The organism is Leptospira kemamanensis (genome assembly GCF_004769665.1).
GTDB lineage: Bacteria > Spirochaetota > Leptospiria > Leptospirales > Leptospiraceae > Leptospira_A > Leptospira_A kemamanensis.
Genome location: NZ_RQGG01000013.1, coordinates 178,421 through 198,255, shown reverse-complemented (window position 1 = coordinate 198,255; position 19,835 = coordinate 178,421). Strand labels below are relative to the sequence as shown.

The 19,835-nt window shown below is 38.3% G+C and carries 19 protein-coding genes; 11 read left to right on the top strand and 8 right to left on the bottom strand.

Features of this window, described 5'->3' with window-relative positions; genetic code table 11:
- Positions 1–66: 66 nt before the first annotated feature.
- Positions 67–813, bottom strand: coding sequence for a diacylglycerol/polyprenol kinase family protein (locus tag EHQ59_RS05565; protein WP_135618249.1), 747 nt, complete (start codon positions 811–813; stop codon positions 67–69).
- 6 nt (positions 814–819) lie between these two features.
- Entirely contained in the window at positions 820–1,176 is a 357-nt protein-coding gene (locus tag EHQ59_RS05560; protein WP_135618247.1) for an STAS domain-containing protein, read from the bottom strand.
- Between the two features lie 74 nt (positions 1,177–1,250).
- Here EHQ59_RS05560 and EHQ59_RS05555 point away from each other — a divergent pair, with 74 nt between their 5' ends.
- From EHQ59_RS05555 to EHQ59_RS05530, 6 genes are all read left to right on the top strand, one after another.
- Positions 1,251–1,574 carry a hypothetical protein gene (locus EHQ59_RS05555; RefSeq protein WP_135618245.1) on the top strand — a complete coding sequence of 108 codons (324 nt, stop codon included), beginning with the start codon at positions 1,251–1,253 and terminating at the stop codon, positions 1,572–1,574.
- A 35-nt stretch (positions 1,575–1,609) separates the two neighbouring features.
- Positions 1,610–3,127: an LIC12015 family putative lipoprotein gene (locus EHQ59_RS05550; RefSeq protein WP_135618243.1), complete on the top strand. Its 1,518-nt coding sequence runs from the start codon at positions 1,610–1,612 to the stop codon at positions 3,125–3,127.
- 101 nt (positions 3,128–3,228) lie between these two features.
- Complete coding sequence (locus EHQ59_RS05545) at positions 3,229–3,624, top strand: helix-turn-helix domain-containing protein (protein ID WP_015678327.1); 396 nt, start codon at positions 3,229–3,231, stop codon at positions 3,622–3,624.
- A 102-nt stretch (positions 3,625–3,726) separates the two neighbouring features.
- The gene (locus EHQ59_RS05540; RefSeq protein WP_135618241.1) at positions 3,727–5,316 is read left to right on the top strand and encodes a sodium:neurotransmitter symporter family protein; all 1,590 of its coding nucleotides are present in this window, start codon (positions 3,727–3,729) and stop codon (positions 5,314–5,316) included.
- 116 nt (positions 5,317–5,432) lie between these two features.
- Positions 5,433–7,418 carry an ATP-dependent DNA helicase gene (locus tag EHQ59_RS05535; RefSeq protein ID WP_135618240.1) on the top strand — a complete coding sequence of 662 codons (1,986 nt, stop codon included), beginning with the start codon at positions 5,433–5,435 and terminating at the stop codon, positions 7,416–7,418.
- A 5-nt stretch (positions 7,419–7,423) separates the two neighbouring features.
- Entirely contained in the window at positions 7,424–8,287 is an 864-nt protein-coding gene (locus EHQ59_RS05530) for a hypothetical protein (protein WP_135618238.1), read from the top strand.
- Here the strand turns inward: EHQ59_RS05530 and EHQ59_RS05525 are convergent.
- Together EHQ59_RS05525 and asnS are read right to left on the bottom strand one after the other, a co-directional pair.
- A complete protein-coding gene (locus EHQ59_RS05525; protein ID WP_135618236.1) occupies positions 8,250–9,053 on the bottom strand; it encodes a hypothetical protein in 804 nt (267 codons plus the stop codon). The genes EHQ59_RS05530 and EHQ59_RS05525 overlap by 38 nt on opposite strands.
- A 58-nt stretch (positions 9,054–9,111) precedes the next feature.
- Positions 9,112–10,416, bottom strand: coding sequence for an asparagine--tRNA ligase (gene asnS, locus EHQ59_RS05520; protein ID WP_135618234.1), 1,305 nt, complete (start codon positions 10,414–10,416; stop codon positions 9,112–9,114).
- Positions 10,417–10,471: 55 nt separating this feature from the next.
- On the opposite strand from asnS, the gene folD reads away from it, so the two are divergent.
- Genes folD through EHQ59_RS05495 form a run of 5 tightly spaced genes read left to right on the top strand, consistent with a single transcriptional unit; the run spans position 10,472 to position 15,592 of the window.
- Positions 10,472–11,347 carry a bifunctional methylenetetrahydrofolate dehydrogenase/methenyltetrahydrofolate cyclohydrolase FolD gene (gene folD / locus EHQ59_RS05515; RefSeq protein ID WP_135618232.1) on the top strand — a complete coding sequence of 292 codons (876 nt, stop codon included), beginning with the start codon at positions 10,472–10,474 and terminating at the stop codon, positions 11,345–11,347.
- Entirely contained in the window at positions 11,331–12,299 is a 969-nt protein-coding gene (locus EHQ59_RS05510) for an acetylxylan esterase (RefSeq protein WP_135618231.1), read from the top strand. The genes folD and EHQ59_RS05510 overlap by 17 nt, the downstream gene beginning before the upstream one ends.
- Positions 12,296–13,753: a cysteine--tRNA ligase gene (gene cysS, locus EHQ59_RS05505; protein WP_135618229.1), complete on the top strand. Its 1,458-nt coding sequence runs from the start codon at positions 12,296–12,298 to the stop codon at positions 13,751–13,753. The genes EHQ59_RS05510 and cysS overlap by 4 nt, the downstream gene beginning before the upstream one ends.
- A complete protein-coding gene (gene rlmB / locus EHQ59_RS05500) occupies positions 13,735–14,508 on the top strand; it encodes a 23S rRNA (guanosine(2251)-2'-O)-methyltransferase RlmB (protein WP_135618227.1) in 774 nt (257 codons plus the stop codon). Before cysS ends, rlmB begins: the two co-directional genes overlap by 19 nt.
- Positions 14,495–15,592, top strand: a complete 1,098-nt coding sequence (locus tag EHQ59_RS05495; RefSeq protein WP_135618226.1) for a lipase family alpha/beta hydrolase — start codon at positions 14,495–14,497, stop codon at positions 15,590–15,592. The genes rlmB and EHQ59_RS05495 overlap by 14 nt, the downstream gene beginning before the upstream one ends.
- On the opposite strand, the gene EHQ59_RS05490 is transcribed toward EHQ59_RS05495, so the two are convergent.
- Genes EHQ59_RS05490 through gatC form a run of 4 tightly spaced genes read right to left on the bottom strand, consistent with a single transcriptional unit; the run spans position 15,589 to position 19,832 of the window.
- A complete protein-coding gene (locus EHQ59_RS05490; RefSeq protein ID WP_135618225.1) occupies positions 15,589–17,319 on the bottom strand; it encodes a sodium:solute symporter family protein in 1,731 nt (576 codons plus the stop codon). The two genes, EHQ59_RS05495 and EHQ59_RS05490, sit on opposite strands and share 4 nt — an antisense overlap.
- A complete protein-coding gene (gene hisF, locus EHQ59_RS05485) occupies positions 17,316–18,083 on the bottom strand; it encodes an imidazole glycerol phosphate synthase subunit HisF (RefSeq protein WP_135618223.1) in 768 nt (255 codons plus the stop codon). The genes EHQ59_RS05490 and hisF overlap by 4 nt, the downstream gene beginning before the upstream one ends.
- Position 18,084: 1 nt before the next feature.
- On the bottom strand, positions 18,085–19,551 hold the full coding sequence (gene gatA, locus EHQ59_RS05480) for an Asp-tRNA(Asn)/Glu-tRNA(Gln) amidotransferase subunit GatA (protein WP_135618222.1): 1,467 nt from the start codon (positions 19,549–19,551) through the stop codon (positions 18,085–18,087).
- Positions 19,548–19,832 (bottom strand): Asp-tRNA(Asn)/Glu-tRNA(Gln) amidotransferase subunit GatC, encoded by a 285-nt coding sequence (gene gatC, locus EHQ59_RS05475; protein WP_135618220.1) that lies wholly within the window; start codon positions 19,830–19,832, stop codon positions 19,548–19,550. Before gatC ends, gatA begins: the two co-directional genes overlap by 4 nt.
- Positions 19,833–19,835 lie beyond the last annotated feature (3 nt).

Here is a 19,835-nt window from a genome sequence, read left to right as displayed (position 1 = left end):
GACTTTCACAATCGAAGGAAACGGAACGGTTGCATCTAAGTCTTAATCCATCACTAAAGATTCTATTTATTTTTGAATGTACAATGCGTTTGGATCAAAGAAAAAATCCATCGGTGTGTAATCCAAATACAAAAGCGACAAAACAGATAATGCAATTGCACCAATCACTGGGATGAGTAAATTATCATCGATCAGTCCCTTGGCGGTTGTATTCGAAAAAAACTCCGTTGCACAGGATACGATTACCGAAACCAAAACAATGACAATCGGTTTCCAGGTAAACCCGTGGTGGTCAACCAAAGATAAAAAACTTTCTGGATGTGACTTTGTGATGAGATACAAAACAAGGACCGAAAACAAAAATGCAGGAATTAAAAAACCAAAAACTCCCTCAATGGATTTTCCATTATAAAACCGGTGTTTTCCGTAACGACTTCCTACAAATGCCGCAAACGGATCTCCTATGACTAAAAATAGGATCGCTAAAATGGCAATCTCTGCAGGGAAAAAACAAACAACGATAAGGTTTGCTAAAAAATAGGGAACGGTTCCATTAAACCTTTGTCGTTCTGATTCTTTCATCAGAAACCCAAAGTAACGATAAAAAAATGCTTCAAAACTCGCATTTGTGAGCCTTACGATTTCTAACAGAATCAGGCAAATTAAAAAGATCCCAAGGGAAGTGACAAGAATGGCTCTTGTGGCATACACCAAATCAAACATACCTTGGAAGGGATCCAAATACAAAGTCACGGGAATGATAAGCCCTAATACATGCCAAATCTTACGAAAAAAATTAAATCCTGAATTCATGTTCCATTACCTACTGGGTCTTGATGCCATTTTAAATGCGGCTTCTTCATTATTTGCGATGGGGAATAAATTTCGAACACCTGCCATGAGAAAGGCTTGTCTTACGCTTAACGGGAGATTGATGAGAATGATTTTGTATTTTTGTAAAAATGCTTCTTCATTTAAGGTTTTAAATGCGACGATACCTTGGGTTGTGACCATATTGAGTTCTTCCAAATCCAAAATCACCGATCCGTGTTTTAAGGAATTGGTAACCGATTTGATGCATTTTTCAGCGGTGAAGTTGTTTAGATTTCCCTGTAATTTGGTTACGTAAACGGTATCAATTTTCTCAGTGGAAACTACTAAATCGTCTAAACTCATAAATTTTTCTAATTTTCTTATTTCATTCTTGCACTCTATTGCAAGTAAATAAAAGTTTTGGAAGGAAGTGCGATTTGAAGGTTACTGTTGCTCATCTTTACAAAAAACTGGAAGAACTTGACCGCGATGTGGTGGAATTAAAAAAACTCACAGACAGGCTTGCTACTGACAGAGAATATTCTCCCATCCTAAAAGAAACATTTTTATCCGAAATGACAAAATTGGAAGACCAAAAAACCGAGATTTTAGGACTTCGGGTCGAAAAACAAGGTGGTGTGGTGAAACCCGGAAAATCGACACTGGCTTCCGTAACTTCACAACCGACAGCAGTGGCTAAAGAAGTAATTTCCCCTCCGCAAGAACCGAAAAAACCAGAACGCCCTGTTCGCAAATACTAATCAATTTTAAAGACTGTAAAAGACAAGGAACCCAAATGATTCGAAACAAACAAATATACCGAGTGGTTTTACTCGGTTTAATTCTCCTCCCCTTCCTCAATTGTTCCAAGGATACAGAAATCCTGGCAACGTTTGATGGTGGTACGGTGACACGTAGAGAGATGAATTTTGTAATTGAAGCCTCCAAACGAGGTAACTCTGAACCACAACCAATTAGTGCAGACATCCAAGTGAAAATTTTAGAAAGCATCGCTTTAGAAAAAATTTTATTAAAGGATGCCATTTCCTCCAAAAAAGTTTCGGAAGCAGACGTAACAAAAATTGAAGCTCTAGTAAAAGATTTTTTGAAACTCAATGTTTATATGCGTGAGTATGTGAAAAATGGATTAAAAGAAAAACCATTAGAGTTTATTAACCTCCAATTAGCACTTGTTCGCGGAGAAAATGAAGCTGAAAATCTAAAAAAAGCTCAAGACTTAGCCAATCGATTGAATTCAATGTCCGACAAAGATATTGCGATCGAAGTTGCAAAAGAAACTGATGACATGACAAGAAAGCCAATTGGTGGAAAATTAGAACCCTTTTGCACGAACTGTGCAGAAACTCCATTGGAAGAAATTTTAAATGAAGTAAGAATTGTCAAAGAAGGAAAATTCATCGCCTATGCCAAACAAGGTGAAGGTAGAATTGCATATGTAGTTCGTTCCATTGGCACAGAAAAAGTACATCCAGAACGACTTGGCAAATATTTTACATCTGTGTTTGATGATTTCAAAAAGGAAGCCATTGAATACGGAAAATCTCATGACGATGCAGAGACAAAAGCAAGTATCGCGTACTTTACGGAAGGTGAAACAGCTGACAAAGCAAACCAATTTGCTTCGCATACAATGAAAGAGTATGAACAAGGTTTGTATCAAAAAGAATTGAAAAAGATTACTGAGGAAAGTGGAATCAAAGTAGAAAATCTACCTAGATTCACAGGTCCAGATGATGTAGATCCAAAACAGTTTACTCCAGATTATATCCTATTCTCCTACAAAGATGGAAAGACATATACTTGGAAAGATCTCACTGCAGATTTCGAAGGAATTCCTTCACAACTCAAACAAGATTACAAAACAGAAAAAGCAAAAACTTGGGATATGTTGAATTTATTCCAATCCACAATCCTCCAAGGTAAAATTGCTGAAACATCCAAACGTGTGCAAGGAATTGACTCTGAAATTGGATACCTCATGCAATTGGATAAAATGAAGGTGAGTTTGGCATTAAAATCTCTTCAAGATGAGATCAAAGCCATTCCTGTAACCGTAACAGAAGCGCAAATGCGTGATGCTTACGAGGCAGGAAAGTTATATGCGTATTCTGACCAAGACCCAAGAAATCCACAAAACCGAATTCCAAAACCATATGCGGCAGTTCGCGAAAGGATTAAGTCTGAAATGGAAGGATCCCAACGAAATTCTTTCATTGAGCAAAAAGTTACCGGTCTCAAAACTACATACAATTTAGTGATCGCTAGCGATCGCCTAAAAGAAGTTACACTGTAATCTCTCACAAGATTTGGAATATGGCAAAATTTTTTTATTGAATTTTGCCATATTTGACATATTTTGACTGTTAGGGGGGATAAATGAACAATCACATTTACATGCTTCGAAAGAAGAGAGGCATCAAACAGTACGATATGGCAAGGGCTTTGGGGGTATCTCCGAGTTATCTTTCCAAAATTGAGACTGGTGCCCAAGATCCGACTGAAAAATTCAAGTCGTCTTGTGCAAAGTATCTCAAAACGTCCGTTGATAAACTCTTTAACGAAAGCGCTGTGGAAGACATCTACCCTGAGTTTTCCAATGGATTGAAAAACAAACTTTGGGCAGTTCGACGTGAGTTAGGAATCAAACAATACGATTTCGCAAAGAAATTAAAAGTTTCGACTCCGTTTCTGTCAAAAGTGGAACTTGGACTTTTAGAACCACCAGAAGATTTTAAGAATCTGGTATCAAAAGTTCTCAAAATGGAAAAAAACGAGCTTTTTTTAGGCTAAATTGAAAACAAACCAAGCAAGGCTACTTTAAGCCTTGCTTTTTCTCACCTCTTCGGCAAAAAGATTTTGTCACATAATTCCAAAACCATTCAATAGTCCCAGATGAAAGAGAGACAAGCGGAACACCAAGAAGGTTGGGCCAGTCGAGTCGGTTTGATTTTAGCAGTTGCCAGTGGCGCCATTGGTCTTGGAAATTTTTTACGTTTCCCTGGACAAGCGGCACAAAACGGTGGAGGCGCCTTTATGGTTCCTTACATCATTAGTTTTCTTTTGTTAGGGATTCCTGTCTGCCTTGCGGAATGGACCATGGGAAGGATGGGCGGAAAACATGGTCATAGCACCCCTTTTATCTTTCGGGAATATCTAAAAGGTTTCCCTCTCAAACTTTCTGGCACCATTGGAGTCATGATTCCCGTCATGATTTATGTGTACTATGTATTCATCGAATCTTGGTGTTTGGCATATGCGTATTATTTTCTCACAGGACAAATGTCACTTTCTGCGACCACACGAGATCGTATGACAGAGGATGCTTCCCAATTTTTTATGACCTTAACGGGTGCGGGACTAAATGGTTCCAGTTTCCAATCTCCTATCATCATATTCTTTCTCTTTTGTGTTTTATTTAACTTTTTACTTGTTTACCGAGGTCTGTCAAAAGGTTTAGAAACTTTCGCTAAATTTGCCATGCCTCTTATGGGTATTTGTGCGACGATTATACTCGTTCGGGTACTGACCATTCCTGGAATCGAAGCGGGTCTTGCTGTGATGTGGAATCCGGATTGGACTAAGCTCACCGAACCCAAAGTTTGGATCAGTGCTGCCGGTCAAATTTTCTTTTCCTTATCCACTGGATTTGGTATTGCACTTGTATTTTCTAGTTTTTTAAAAAAGAAAGATGATGTTGTGTTATCAAGTTTGTCTTCTGCTTCCCTCAACGAGTTCGCAGAAGTGGTGTTTGGTGGAATGATTACAATTCCCGTTGCATTTTTGTTTTTAGGAATGCAAGTGACACAGTTTGGAACCTTTGGTATGGGATTCATTGCCTTACCTTCTGTATTTGGTATGATGCCCGGTGGGAATTTTTTTGGTGGTCTTTGGTTTTTAGTTCTGTTCCTTGCGGCCATCACTTCATCGGTTACGATGTTACAACCGGGGATTTTATTTTTAGAAGAGGGTTTTCGCATCGGAAGACGTAAGTCTTCATTATTACTGTTTTTATTCACATTTGTTTTGTGTTTACCAATCATCTATTTTAATAAAGATTTTGCGGCGTTAGATATTGCTGATTTTTACATCGGAACCATTATGATTTATATTTTGGCTTCGATCCAAATCTTTATCTTTGTGTTTAAAATTGGTGTGGATCGTGGGGTAAAAGATGCAAACGAAGGAAGTCTTATCCCCTTCCCTAAACTCATTCAATTTGTTTTGAAATACATCACTCCTTGGTTTTTACTATTTATCTTTGTCTCGTTTTGTTATATGAACCTTCCTGAATACTTGGATAAAATGAATCCGGAAGTGATGGGACTTCTGGCAGAAAACCAAGGTAAAAGTGTGGAGGATGCAAAAACAAAAGCAATTGTGGCAAGGTCTGTTGTGATCTCACTAGTTTTGATTTATGTTTTTATCTACTTTTTAGTAACAAAAGCCTTAACCAATCGCAAAGACAAAGGGGTGACAATTTAATGCCAACTTCAGAGCTCAATTGGCAAGGTATCCTTATCATGTCGATTTCCTTAATTTCTGTCACAAGTCTAACTGTAGTTTGTGTGATTTTACTCATCCGTAATAGGCATTAAGATTTGGACGTAAAAACAGTTTTTACCAAACAACTTCCGAAACTTTGGAAAGATTACGAAGTTCGTAGAGAACAAATGGAAATGTCGGAATCCATTGAGTCTGCTTTCCAAACGGGAACCAATTGGGTGATCGAGGCTGGCACAGGAGTTGGGAAGTCACTTGCCTATCTCATTCCCAGTGCTTTGTTTTCCCTTGAAAATGAATGTACGGTGGTTGTCTCCACGGAAACAAAATCGTTACAAGACCAGTTGCTCTATAAAGACATTCCCCTTGTTTCAGAGGCTCTAGGTGTTCCCATCAATGCGATGGTGGCACTTGGTGCGAGTAATTATTTATGCAAACGTAAATACAACCGCATTATGGAACGTGGGGATTTTGGACCTGAAATGGAATCTTCCATTTCATATTTTGTGAATTGGGAAAAACAAACCGAAAGTGGAATCCGAGCTGAATATGATGGTTATCTTTCCAATTCGTTTTGGTCCTCTGTAGCTCGGGAGTCTGACAACTGTTTGGGGAGAAACTGTCCCAATTTTAGTTCCTCTTATTATTTTGTAGAAAAAGAGAAATGGAAAAAAGCAAATATTCTGATTGTAAACCATCATCTCCTTGCTAGCCATATGGCTGGAGATTTTAAACTACTCCCTCCTTTTTCGCAGTTGGTCATTGATGAAGCGCATGTTTTCCCTGAAATTGTAGGCAAAGCCTTTGGTTCGGAAATTCGATATGAATTCATTTTAAACTTATTACATTATTTATATTTTCCTGAAAAAAGAACTGGTATTGTCTTAAAACTAAAATCGAGTGAATCCATCATTAAACTTGTGGAAGCAAGTATTGGTTATGCGAATGATTTTTTTCGCATGTTATTATCTGCCATTCCATTACAATTCAATCAATTTGCAACACGTCATACCGATCGAATTAAACTAGATAATGGCGCATTAGAAGATACGTTAGGTGATTTAGCTTCCGTTTTGGAAGGATTACTCTCCAAATACAAAAAAGATAGTGATGACATGGAAGAAAAGGAATTGGCTCTGGGGATCGAAATGGTCGCAGGAAATCTAAAAAAAGCCTCTTCTTTTCTGAACGATTTTCGCTTAAAAGCAAATCCTAATTTGGTATTTTGGATTGAACCACCTTCTCAAGTTTCAAAAGATCCGTTTTATTATTTATTTTCCCAACCGAAAAACACAGATGAAATATTAGCAAATACTCTTTTTCCCAATATGGACTCTGTGGTGATGACCTCTGCTACCTTATCACCAACAGCAGGTAACTTCCAATACTTTCTTAAGGAAGTGGGAACAACTGAAGTCAAAACCAAAACACTTCATTCTCCCTTCCAATACAATACTCACTCTCTATTGTTTGTACCCAAACAAATTGCAGATCCAGTGATAGACCCCAAACGAAATAAAACAGATTTATCGTATTGGATCACAAGGCTTTTGAAACTTTCCGAGGGAGATGCATTTGTACTTTTTACTTCGAATAAACTTTTGACAGAACTCTATGAAGAGATTCGCCATTTAGTACCATATCCTATTTTTGCCCAAACGGAAATGGGACCTATTGCCGCCAAACGAGAGTTTCTTGCCAATGAGAATAGTGTCCTTTTTGGTGTTTCCAGTTTTTGGCAAGGGGTAGATATTAAGGGAGATAAACTTCGAAATGTGATCGTGACAAAACTCCCTTTCCAAGTGCCTACGGAACCTGTTCTACAGGCAAAGATGGAAGACATGGAAAAAAAGGGCAAAAGTCCATTTTGGGAAATGCAAGTTCCAAAAACCTGTCTTCTACTTAGGCAAGGGTTTGGAAGGCTCATTCGTTCCGGGTCCGATACAGGAATGGTGAGTATCCTCGATCCACGAATTCACACAAAATCTTATGGAAAAAACGTCTTGCAAAGTTTACCGAAAGGCGTTCCTCTCATTACGGAATTCAATGATTTAGAAAGAAAATTCCATTTATTGCCGAAGTGAATTGTATGAAGCGTTATTTTGTTTGTCTCTCACTCTTCTCGTTAGTTTCTGTTTCCTTGGGTTCAAAACCGATTGAGGATAAGGACATTTATGCTTCTGTGGTCAATTGGACTGACCAAGTCATTGTATCCAATGTCAAAGAAACCATTCCCAAAATTGTGTTTGATGAAGATGATCCAGAGTTTTCGGGAAAAAATACTGCTACTAGCCAAGGCAAAGCACATTCCATGGCGAGAAAAAAAGCCAAAGAAAAACTGAAAATAAGACTTAGCCAACGACTAGAATCCATTCTCTTTAACGCTGATTATACAATTTTTGAATACACACAAGTCAACCAACAAGCACGTTTGCGACTCAATTCTTATATTGGAGCTGAAAAAGAAGAATATGATTTTCAGTTTGTCAAAAATGTTTTAGAAGCAAAAGCAAGTTTACCCATCAAAGGTAAGGATGGAATCCTTGCACATATCCCCATGGAATATGGTACTGAACGTGTTCCTGAATTTAGTGAAGAGATGATACCAGTAGAATTTACTGGACTTGTAGTGGACGCAAGGCATCTTCCCGTAAAACGTGCGTTATTTCCAAAAATTCAAACTGACCGTGGACTTGATGTCTATTCTCCACTCTATGTGAAAGATGCTTATGCCATTGAAACGGGATATATTGTTTACCGTGCTGATCAAAATGGAAAGGCGTATGAAACGAAGGTGGGGAAAAATCCTTATTTTGTATTGGCGCTTTCCACATCAGGAAAAAACCAAACCGATCTTGTAATCCCAACGGATGAGGCGACTAAATTTCTTAGCCACCCCGAATCCAGAAAAAACATTACACGTTGCAGAGTTTTGATTTTAGTTTCGCAGTAAGAGACAAAAACATTTTTTCTGCTTTGCCATATTCTCCATTGAAGAGATACGCAAAACCCATGTCTTCTAAATCTTTATGACCAAGAGAACTGGATTTTTTTTCTAACTCAGCAATGTTACGATACACTGAATCATACATCTTACGTTTCTCTTCAAAACTTGGTAAATTTAATTTATTGGGAATGTTTTCAAAGATGAGATTCGCTTCTTTGTGACGATCCAAAAAGAGTAACGCCATACCTACGAGTTTGTGAATGTCGGAATCATTTAAAAGTTTCATGTTGTCACGAAACAATTTGATGACTTCGTCATATCGTTTGAGGTAATACGAACAAATTAATTCTTCTTTGAGAAAGGAAAGATCATTCTTTTGTTTTTTATAACGAGTGATGATTTCCTTAGCATCTTCATATGCTTCGTTTCGGAAATAGATTTTGATCGCTACTTGGATGATGGAAAAACAAAGTGGGTTTGTTTGGGTTTGGAAATATAGGTTTAGGTTTTTAACTGCCTCTCCCGTTTTTCCCAATTCAAAATTTTGAATCGCATCTACAAGGGGTGCTAAATTGGAAATCCCTTTTGGTGCTTGGATTGTGGCACGACCAGTCAGTTCATAAAGAGCTAAATACCCTAAGTGTTGTACATAAAAATGGTCAGGATGGCGTTTGGCGAGGACCACAACATCTTCGTTTGCACCTACTTCAAATAATTCCCAAGCTTCTTTTTCGACGGATATTGTTAAAACTTGGGTTGCTTGTTGTGCCATAAGGTACCTCTCTTTCTTTAAAAGGATCGGTCTTATGGCATTTTTTCCCTAAAAAAAATTAAGGAGCCAATCGGTAAATCATACGAGGAAACGGGATACACTCTCGGATATGTGGCAAACCACAAACCCAAGCGATCACTCGTTCAAGCCCCATTCCAAAACCGGCGTGTGGCACAGATCCATATTTGCGTAGGTCCAAATACCAAGAATAATCTTCTGGTGGTAGACCTTCTTCTTGTAAACGTTCTACAATTTTGTCATAGGATTCTTCGCGTTCAGAACCTCCAATGATTTCACCGATTCCATCTGGGGCAATTAGATCTGCTGACAAAACAGTTTTGGGATCGTTTGGATTTTGTTTCATGTAAAAGGCTTTGATCGCACGAGGAAAATTTTGGATGAAGATGGCGCCTCCAAAATGAGTGGTAAGGATTTGTTCGCGTTCTGCGTTGATGTCTTCCCCCCATTCAATGACTTCCCCCACTTCTTTTAGGATGCGGATTGCTTCTCCATAATCCACCCGGGGAAAGGGTTTTTCCAAATACTGCAAAAGTGGAGACGGATCTCGGTCTAGGGTTTTTAAGTCTTCTTTGGTTCGTTCGACCGTGGTTTTTAGAACCGATTTCACAAATCGTTCTTGGAGGTCTAAATTCCCTTCCTGGCCAAGGAAGGCGGTTTCTGCCTCCAACATCCAGAATTCAGTGAGATGGCGTTTCGTTTTACTCTTTTCGGCACGGAAGGTGGGACCAAAACAATATACCTTCGAATGGGCAAACGCAGCTGTTTCCAAATACAATTGTCCTGTTTGGGCTAAGTAGGCTTGACCCAAATCAAAATATTCGGTGGAAAAAAGGGTCCCAGCAGACTCACCAATGGATCCCGTTAAGATTGGAGTATCAATTAAGGTGTAACCATCGTTACGGAAAAATTCACGGATAGCAAAAGACAATTCGGAGCGAACCCGTTGGATGGCAAGTTGGCGTTTGGAACGTAACCACAAATGCCTATGGTTGTGTAAAAAATCAGGTCCATGTTCCTTGGGTGTGATGGGATAATCCGCAGAGGTTCCTACAATTTCAAAAGAGGACAAAAGAAGTTCTTCACCACCAGGAGCTTTTGGGTTTTCTTGCCAATTTCCTGTAACAACGAGAGAGGTTTCTTGTGGAAGGGATTTGATTTGTTTGAACAAGTCTTCCCCTAGTTTTTCTTTTTCACAGACAACTTGGTAAATCTCACCATTCGTCCGTAGTTGTAAAAATTGGACATGGTTATTGCCACGAAGGCCTTGCACCCAACCACGTAATGGTAGGGAAACTTGTGTGAGGGATGGTTGGGACTCTTTTGGATCTAAACTTGGAATCATGGATGGTTTTTTCTGTTTGCCAGTTCAATTTTCTCTGAAATTTTGAACTTACAGAATGAAATCTAGCATCCTATTAGACGGTAAAGCGATTTCCGAAAAAATCCGAAATCGAATCCAAGAAACATTAGCAAAAGCAAAAGCAGATGGTAAGGGAATTCCTACCCTTGCGACAATCCTTGTTGGGAATAACCCTGCTTCGGAAACCTATGTGAATATGAAGGTGAAAGCCTGTGAAAAAGTAGGAATGAATTCGCGATACATCCGCTTAAAAGAAGAGACCACCACAGAAAAACTTCTTCTGGAAATTCGCAAATTAAACGCGGATCCTTCGGTCAATGGAATCTTATTACAACACCCTGTCCCACATCAAATTGATGAAAGAAAAGCCTTTGATGAAATTGCATTGGAGAAGGATGTGGATGGTGTGACTACCATCTCCTTTGGAAAGTTATCCATGGATAGCGAAGCGTATTATCCGTGCACTCCGTACGGAATGGTTTTGTTATTACAGGAATATGGAATTGATGTAACGGGAAAACATGCAGTGGTTGTGGGAAGGTCTCCTATTTTAGGAAAGCCAATGGCCATTATGTTAACGAATTTAAATGCGACTGTCACCCTTTGTCATTCTAAAACCAAAAACCTACCAGAACTTGTGAAACAAGCCGATATCGTGGTAGGAGCAGTTGGCAAACCGGAATTCATCCAAGCGGATTGGATCAAAGAGGGAGCAGTCATTTTGGATGCGGGTTATAATGTGGGGAATGTAGGAGACATTGAAGTTTCCAAAGCAAAAGATAAGTCTTCATATTACACACCAGTACCAGGTGGAGTGGGACCGATGACCATATCAGTTCTTCTTTTGCAAACCATGTATAGTTTTTTAGGTCAATTTTCTCCAAAGTTGGATTCTCATGTCTCAAACCGTTAGTTTTGATGAATGTTTTCAAACAGTTCCAAAACTGGATCCACCAAGTGATTTAGATACCTTTTGGAAAACAGGAATCGGAGAATTAAAAAAAATCCCGATCAAAGCAACTTATAAAACAGTTCTCAAAGGATCTTTTATTTGGGAATCTTTAAACGATGTTAGTTTTCAAAGTATCGACAATCATGTGTTATATGGCAAATTGGCGATTCCCAGAAAACGTGGAAACCGTCCAGTAGTTGTTTATTTTCATGATTATCTTGCGACTCCAGAAGAAATCCAAAAAGGATATTCCGATTTAGGTGTGGCTCAACTCCATATTACCCTTCGAGGTCATGGAGAGGAAATGATCCAAATGCCAGTGGATCCAACTACAGGAAAATCTCCAATTGGTTGGACTCCCAATTACTTTGCTCATGGACTCGACCAAAAAGAAGAGTTTTATATGAGAAAACTCTATTTGGATGTCATTCGAACCATTGAGTTTTTAAGGCTAACAGATGGAATTGATGGAGACCAAATCATTTTACATGGAAAGTCTTTGGGTTCCGCATTATCTGTATTTGGTGCTGCATATTCGGATCGGATCAAGGGATTAATTTTGGAAACACCTTCTTTTTGTTATATTGATAAAGAACAAATGTCATTGAAAGGAAACCCTTGGGTGCGAGAACTTACTCCTTTTTTTGAGAAACGAGCAACGAAAAAAATCGATTATAAGAAAGAACTCGCCTATTTTGATGCAATGAATTTTGCAAAAAAAATCAAAATCCCTGCCCTCTTTTCTTGTGGAATGGAAGACCAAATGTCACATCCAAAATCTACATTTGCTTTGTTTAATCATATGAATTGTGATAAAAGGATGCAGTTATATCCAACAGAAGGAAATGAAGCAGGAAAAGAGAAACAACCACAAGCGAACTTAGAGTTTGTGAAAGAAATTTTTGCCCTATGACAACCATTCCCTTTTTCTTTCAGAATTCCAAATCAGGTAAAAAAGAACTGTTTCAACCAAAAGATGTAAATCAAGTAACGATTTATTCCTGTGGGCCAACGGTTTATAACTTTGCTCATATTGGGAATATCCGATCATTTTTGTTCGTAGATGTACTTCGTAGGTCATTACTACTTGGTGGATACAAATTAAACCAATCCATGAATATCACTGACATTGATGACAAAATCATCAATGAATCCATCAAACAAAACATCAGTGTCGAAGAATTTACCAAACCATGGACAGACGCTTTTTTTAAAGACTTAGAAACACTTCAAGTTCAGAAATTAGAACATTATCCAAAAGCCACTGAATCCATTGAAGATATGGTGTCTCTTATTGAAACCTTACAAAAAAATGGTCTTGTTTATGAGCGGGATGGTAATGTTTATTTTTCCATTCAGAAGTTTGAAAGGTATGGTGAGTTATCAAAAATTGATGTTTCTGGAATGAAGTCTGGTGTTCGTTATGATGCCGACGAATATGAAAAAGATGATGTAAGAGATTTTGTCCTTTGGAAAAACCAAAAGTCTGAGACCGAAAAATGTTGGCATACAAGGATTGGAACAGGCAGGCCAGGTTGGCATTTGGAATGTTCCGCAATGATTCGTAAAATTTATGGATCAGGCATTGATATTCATACAGGTGGAATTGATTTACTATTCCCCCACCATGAAAACGAGTTTGCACAAACAACAGGAGCATACCCCAAGGAAGAGTTTGTAGGCACATGGCTTCACTGCGAACATCTCTTAGTGGATGGGGAAAAAATGTCTAAAAGTAAGGGAAACTTTTATACCTTACGAGATATATTAGAAAAAGGTTTTGAATCGAGAGTCATTCGTTACCATTTAATTTCGGCGCATTACAGAAGTAAGTTGAATTTCTCGTTATCCAAATTAGAAGAATCAAAAGTAGCCTTAGATCGCATTCAAAATACAATTTATCGATTACTAGAATCTCACATCTTAACCGATCCAATCCCTGCCACTTGGGAAGGAATTGTGTTTTCATTACCAGAGATCCAAAAACTGGAAGTTGATTTTTTAAATGCCATTGCCGATGATTTGAATTTACCAAAAGCATTGGCGACTGTATTTGAACTTGTGAGGATTGCAAACCAATCCTTGGACCAAAAAACATCAGATTCGGATCTCACATTCGAAAAAGAGTGTCTCCAATTGTTTTTCAAAATGAATGCCTTATTTGCCGTTTTCCAATTTGAAAAACCAAAAGAAGAATTAAATGGAATTTCAGAAGATTGGATTTTGGAACAAATCGAAAAACGAAAAATAGCAAAACAAAACAAAGATTTTGTTACCGCAGATTCGATCCGAAAAGAGTTGGAAAACCAAGGGATCCTTCTCGCTGATACTAAAGAAGGAAAAACAACATGGAAAAAAGCCCAGTAGAAATACTTTTTGGAAAACGTAACTTTTTTGAATTTTTAGAATCATTGGAACAAATGGCTCCCGAACGAGGGGTTAAAACGATTCGAGAAGTGATTGTAAAAGATGGAATTGGGAACGAAGAAAAACAAAGAATTAAGTCCTATATTCCCAATTCCATTAAGTTCACAACTGTCTCGAGCCGGGAATTGGATCGGATCGCCCAAGACAAAAACCACCAAGGTTATGTGATCATTCGTACCAAACAAAAATCGTATTCCTCTCTCGGATTTGAACAATTCAAACAAAACATTGTACCAAATGAAGGACCTATTCTGATTTTAGATCGAATCCAAGATCCTGGCAATATGGGAAATCTACTACGTACAGCAGAATGTATGGGCGTAAAACATGTGTTAATGTCGGATCGGGATACATCCCCCATTACACCTGTTGTTGAAAAAGTTTCTGCCGGAGCGATTCACCATTTGCAAATTTACAGAGTTGCCAATTTAAAACATGGAATCGAATTTTTAAAGAAAAATGAATATTGGATTCTGGCAACGGATGAAGAAGGTGATGAAGACATTTGGAAAACTTTACCTGATGTATCACAAATGGCAGTGATCATGGGCAATGAAGGGGAAGGTGTCAAAAGAATTTTACTCGAAGATGCGGATTATGTTGCTAGGATTCCTTTGTATGGAGCTGTTACCTCACTCAACGTTGTGGTAGCATGTGGAATTACATTCGATAGGCTTCATCATGTTTCGCAATAAGCGAACCTACTCTTTTGCAATTCACTGCTTTATTTTCTCTTTTTTATTCCAAACATGTATTTATGATTTTTACCGAAAGGAATTTGTTTCGGAAAAACAGAAAAATGATGAAGTATTACTTCTCGCACTTCTCGGAATCCTTCCCAATCCCAATCAAAAACTATTTGGATTTATTCCTGGAGCTTCCAGAGATCTCTCCAATTCACAATTTTTAAATGCGGAATGGTTTCCAAAAACTAACAAAAAGAAGTTGGTTCTCATTCATGGTTGGAATCCTGCGGAACGAGATTCCGATCCCATTACAAACGATGAAAAGAAAATCCAAAATATCAAAAATACGTTTAGAAACGGATTGGTTCATTTCCAAGAAGGACAAGCTTCTGCGAATTCAGAATTTGATTTGTATGTGTATACCTATCGCACTTCGAATAGCATTCTTGTGAATGGAAGGCAGTTTCATTCTACCTTACGGAGCCATTTTTCTGATTCCGATTCTGTGGCCATCATTGCCCATTCTATGGGTGGCCTTGTGACAAGAGTGGCATTAGCCAAGGAAACAGGATCTTTACCTTTTGTTCGTTTGGTGGTCACGTTAGCAAGCCCTCAATTCGGTTCACCATTTGCGACGAAAAGTTTTTTTAGCTCCAATGCATTTGTAAATGAGTTAGGTTCCTATTTAGTCGACACCCAAGGTGGCCAGGAACTGGCATATACCAATCATGGAAATTTACAAACAAATCTAACAGGCGCTAGTAATGAAGTATTGGATGCGATCAACGATTCTTATCTGAACTCAAGTCTAAATCAAAAATTCATCAGTTTTGCTGGGATTTTGAGTAATTGTTCGATGGGGGAAACATTTTATTACAACACAGGTTGTAGTATTTTAAATAATGCTGGTTTTACGAGCTCTGATGGTATTGTGACTTCTAATAGTGCGAGACTTGGAAACTTAAGTTATAAACAAATCAATATCAGTGATTGTGATCATTCCATGATGGCTTTCCAAACAGTGAATGTTGATGATGCAAAAAGTTTGAATTTATTTACACAAGTCATTACGGAAATCAGAAATTATCCTTAAGATTTGTTTTGCGATTTTTGTATGGCCCAATATAGGCCAAGGATTCCTATCCCAAAGAAAACCATTCCCCAAAGTAAGTTCCCTTCCCTCCACAAAAGACACTGCACCGAATACAAACCACCAAAGACAAACGAAAGACCAGCCATAGTTCCGAGAACTGATACTAAAATTTGGTTATCATAAATGGTTTGCGTATAATTTGGATATTTAGTAAAAAAACCTTTCCATAAAAAGTATGGAGGTTTCGTCTTTTCATAAAAGGAATAAAGGATATCCGATTTCGTTTCTGGAAATAGATAACTCGATAGGATCAGAACAAACGCGGAACTGAAAGAAGTATATAAGATCGAATAGGGAAACGGAATTGCAAAACAATGTGAATAAACAAGATAAAAAATGGGAGAGAGAACCAAAGCAAGGATTTCTGTCCACGCAGAGATTCTCCAAAAATACCAACGAAAGATTAAAACAAATCCAATCCCCGAAGAGGCTTCTAATAAAAACACCCAAGCCCCTTTGATAGTGTCCATTCCATACACCGCTAAAACAAAAGAAAAAGCCGCTGTGATCAATTGGAGGTAATAGGATAGTTTGACAAAGTAAGAATCAGGTTTGTTTCCTTTTGCATTTGGTTTCCATAAATCATTTACCAAATACGAAGCACCCCAATTCAAATGAGTTGCCAAAGTAGATAAATAAGCTGCAAGGAAGGCGCTGAGCATAAGTCCCATCATACCATTAGGCATCCCTTCTTTTAAAACCATGAGGAACCCTTTCCCACTTTCCACTTCCGTTAGATTTGGATATAACACAAGTGATACGAGAGCCACTAAAATCCAAGGCCAAGGTCTTACGAAGTAATGGGCAATCACAAACCAAAGACTTCCTTTTAGGGCAGCATTTTCATTTTTAGTTGCAAGAATCCTTTGTGCAATATAACCTCCACCACCGGGTTCAGAACCTGGATACCAACTTGACCACCAAAGAACTGTTAATAGTATCAAAAAATGGTCCCATGGTAAAGAGCCATTTTCTCCGTTGGGAAAAAAGAGAATTTTATTCTCTGGTACTTGGGTTTTTAAATGTTCAAGGCTACCGATGGAAGGAAGTTGAATGGCAAAATAGGCAAATAAGATACAACCAAACCAGGCAAGAAAAAACTGAAATACATCAATGTAAGAAATACCTCGAAGTCCAGCGATGGAAGTATACAATACGCTAAAGACTAAAAGGGCAATCAGGATGAAAGAGGCATCATAACCTGGAAAAAATACCGGGATAATTTTTAACATGGCTAAGTTAACCCAACCTAGAATGACTAGGTTTAATAAAAAGCCGATGACAAAGGCTTTAAATCCTCTTAAAAAATGTGCTTCTTTCCCACTATAACGAATTTGAATTAATTCAAGGTCAGTGCTTGCTCCCGATCGTTTCCAAAGTTTGGAAAAGAAAAATACAGTGACAAACCCACCGACAGCCATATACCACCAAATCCAATTTCCAGAGATACCTTGACCTCGTATAATCTCTGTTACGGCAAGAGGTGTGTCTGCAGCAAAGGTTGTTGCTACCATGGCGGTTCCTGCCACAAACCAACTCAAACTTCCTTCCGCTTGGAAATATTCTTTTGTCGATTGGTTTTTAGATCGAAAGCGAATTAAGATAACAAGGATAACAAAAAATGGTAGGATAAAAAACAGGGTATCCAGTGGATGAAACGAACTCATAATCGCACTTTGATTCCCATCTCTTTCATTGTTTGTTTCGTTTCCTGTATCGAAAATTCTCCAAAGTGAAAAATGGATGCCGCAAGTACTGCATCTGCACCACCTCGTAAAATCACTTCAGCCATGTGTTCAGGATTTCCAGCTCCACCAGAGGCAATGATGGGAATGGATAAATGGGAAGTGAATGCTTTCATGAGTGTGATATCAAAACCATCTTTTGTTCCATCTTTGTCCATGGAGGTGAGTAAAATTTCACCTGCTCCCATTTCATAAGCCTCTCTTCCCCAATCCAACGCCTCTCTACCCGTTTCTTTTCTACCACCATTGAGATACACTTCATACCGTTTTCGTTCGGGATGGAACTTCACATCAATTGCGCAGACGATACACTGAGAGCCATAAATTTCACTGGCATCTTTTAATAACTTTGAATTTTGGAATGCACTCGTATTGATGGATACTTTATCAGCACCTTTGTTGAGTACAGCTTTAACGTCTTCGATTGTTCGAATTCCGCCACCAACCGTAAATGGGATAAATAGTTTGTTTGCTACTTCTTCCACCAAATGCAAAAGAATGTCTCGTTTGTCAGAAGAGGCAGTGATATCTAAAAAACAAAGTTCGTCTGCTTTGTTTTCTTCGTAAGCAATCGCACAGGAGACAGGGTCCCCTGCATCGATTAAATTTACAAATTGAACCCCTTTGACAACCCTTCCCCCTTTGATATCCAAACAGGGAATCACTCTTTTGGTCAGTTCGTCCATATTATGGAATCTCTTTGGGTAATGAAATTTTACAAAGTTCTAAACTTGCAAGTGACTTAGCATAACCAAGTAACTTTGATTCATCGAAATGTGAAGTAGTCAATTGGATGCCAATCGGTAATCCGTTTTGATCTAAACCAGCCGGGCAATTGATTGCAGGAACACCTGCTAGGTTAACCGATGTTGTTAAGATGTCTGCTTGGTACATTTGGATCGGGTCTTTGGTTTTTTCTCCGACTTTGAATGCTGTAGTTGGAGAAGTTGGTTGTACAATGACATCTACTGATTTAAAAAACTCAGCATATTGTTTACGAATGAGAACTCTTGCTTTTTGTGCTTTCCCATAATATGCATCATAATATCCGGAACTGAGAGAAAATGTTCCGAGTAATATCCTTCGTTTGACTTCTTTTCCAAAACCAGCAGTTCTAGAATCAGAATAAAGGTCATCTAGTTTTCCAGATCCTTCTTTTCGCAGTCCATATCGAATTCCATCAAAGCGACTTAAATTGGAGGAACATTCAGCTGTGGCAATGAGGTAATATACAGGAATTGCAAACTTCAAGAGAGAAAAGTCTAATGGGACAAGAGTTGCTCCTTTGGATTCTAAAGATTTCAACACTTCCAGATAACGTGTGTTTACGTCTTCGGAGAAATTAAACTCTTCCGTTTTCATCACTCCAATTTTTTTCCCTTTCCAGTCGATTTCAACAACAGAATTACTTTCAAATGGATTTACTTTTGCAGTGGTTTGGTCTTTGGGATCGAGGCCAGATAGAATTTGAAGTAAATCAGAGATTCCTTCCATATCATTGGAAAATGGTCCAATTTGGTCTAAGCTGGAAGCATATGCCACAAGTCCATAACGGCTCACTCGTCCATAAGTAGGTTTTAAACCCCAAATTCCACATAAAGAAGCAGGTTGGCGAATCGATCCACCAGTGTCAGATCCTAAGGATACTGGTAACATCGAAGCTGCGACTGCTGCCGCCGAACCACCGCTAGATCCTCCGGGAATTCGTTCTGGATCAAATGGATTTTTAGAAGTTTGAAAAGCGCTATTCTCTGTGGAAGATCCCATAGCAAATTCGTCCATATTCAATCTAGGAAATAGGACAAACCCTTTCTCTTTTAACCTTGTGATCACAGTTGCATCATATGGGGAACGAAAGTTTTCTAAAATTTTGGACGAACAAGAAGTGATCTCACCTGTGATACAAATATTGTCTTTAATTCCTATTGGGATTCCGTCAAATTCAGAAAGAAGTTTTCCTTCTTTTCTTCGTTTATCACTTTCATCCGCTTGCTTTAAGATTTTAGTTTTGTCCAATTCCAGAAATGCTTTGATTTTGGAATCGGTTTCTTCAATTCGTTTCAGATATGCAGATGTCAAATCCTTTGATGATAAGGATCCATCATTTAACTTTTTTTTGATTTCAGAATAGGATAAATAAATTAAATCTTTCATGTTTCAATTACCTTTGGCACGACCACATAACCATTTTCATACGAAGGTGCAATTTTAGCTAAATCATCTCGTTTTAAAGCGTTTTCGCTTAGATCTTTCCTAAGTTCGTAGAAAATTTGTTCGTAAATTTCATCATCACCAACTTTGGATGTATCCAAGTTTTTGATTTCATCAACGTATTGTACGATACGAGAGAAATCATTTAACATCCCAGCAATTTCGGATTCTTCGATATTGAGTTTTGCTAAATTTGCAATGTTTTTAAGTTCTTTTTCATCCATATG

Excerpts from the sequence above, each read along its gene's own strand:
- EHQ59_RS05565 (WP_135618249.1), bottom strand. The coding sequence starts at position 813 with ATGAATTCAGGATTTAATTTTTTTCGTAAGATTTGGCATGTATTAGGG.
- EHQ59_RS05560 (WP_135618247.1), bottom strand. The coding sequence starts at position 1,176 with ATGAGTTTAGACGATTTAGTAGTTTCCACTGAGAAAATTGATACCGTT.
- EHQ59_RS05550 (WP_135618243.1), top strand. The coding sequence starts at position 1,610 with ATGATTCGAAACAAACAAATATACCGAGTGGTTTTACTCGGTTTAATT.
- EHQ59_RS05545 (WP_015678327.1), top strand. The coding sequence starts at position 3,229 with ATGCTTCGAAAGAAGAGAGGCATCAAACAGTACGATATGGCAAGGGCT.
- EHQ59_RS05540 (WP_135618241.1), top strand. The coding sequence starts at position 3,727 with ATGAAAGAGAGACAAGCGGAACACCAAGAAGGTTGGGCCAGTCGAGTC.
- EHQ59_RS05530 (WP_135618238.1), top strand. The coding sequence starts at position 7,424 with ATGAAGCGTTATTTTGTTTGTCTCTCACTCTTCTCGTTAGTTTCTGTT.
- EHQ59_RS05525 (WP_135618236.1), bottom strand. The coding sequence starts at position 9,053 with ATGGCACAACAAGCAACCCAAGTTTTAACAATATCCGTCGAAAAAGAA.
- asnS (WP_135618234.1), bottom strand. The coding sequence starts at position 10,416 with ATGATTCCAAGTTTAGATCCAAAAGAGTCCCAACCATCCCTCACACAA.
- folD (WP_135618232.1), top strand. The coding sequence starts at position 10,472 with ATGAAATCTAGCATCCTATTAGACGGTAAAGCGATTTCCGAAAAAATC.
- EHQ59_RS05510 (WP_135618231.1), top strand. The coding sequence starts at position 11,331 with ATGTCTCAAACCGTTAGTTTTGATGAATGTTTTCAAACAGTTCCAAAA.
- cysS (WP_135618229.1), top strand. The coding sequence starts at position 12,296 with ATGACAACCATTCCCTTTTTCTTTCAGAATTCCAAATCAGGTAAAAAA.
- rlmB (WP_135618227.1), top strand. The coding sequence starts at position 13,735 with ATGGAAAAAAGCCCAGTAGAAATACTTTTTGGAAAACGTAACTTTTTT.
- EHQ59_RS05495 (WP_135618226.1), top strand. The coding sequence starts at position 14,495 with ATGTTTCGCAATAAGCGAACCTACTCTTTTGCAATTCACTGCTTTATT.
- EHQ59_RS05490 (WP_135618225.1), bottom strand. The coding sequence starts at position 17,319 with ATGAGTTCGTTTCATCCACTGGATACCCTGTTTTTTATCCTACCATTT.
- hisF (WP_135618223.1), bottom strand. The coding sequence starts at position 18,083 with ATGGACGAACTGACCAAAAGAGTGATTCCCTGTTTGGATATCAAAGGG.
- gatA (WP_135618222.1), bottom strand. The coding sequence starts at position 19,551 with ATGAAAGATTTAATTTATTTATCCTATTCTGAAATCAAAAAAAAGTTA.
- gatC (WP_135618220.1), bottom strand. The coding sequence starts at position 19,832 with ATGGATGAAAAAGAACTTAAAAACATTGCAAATTTAGCAAAACTCAAT.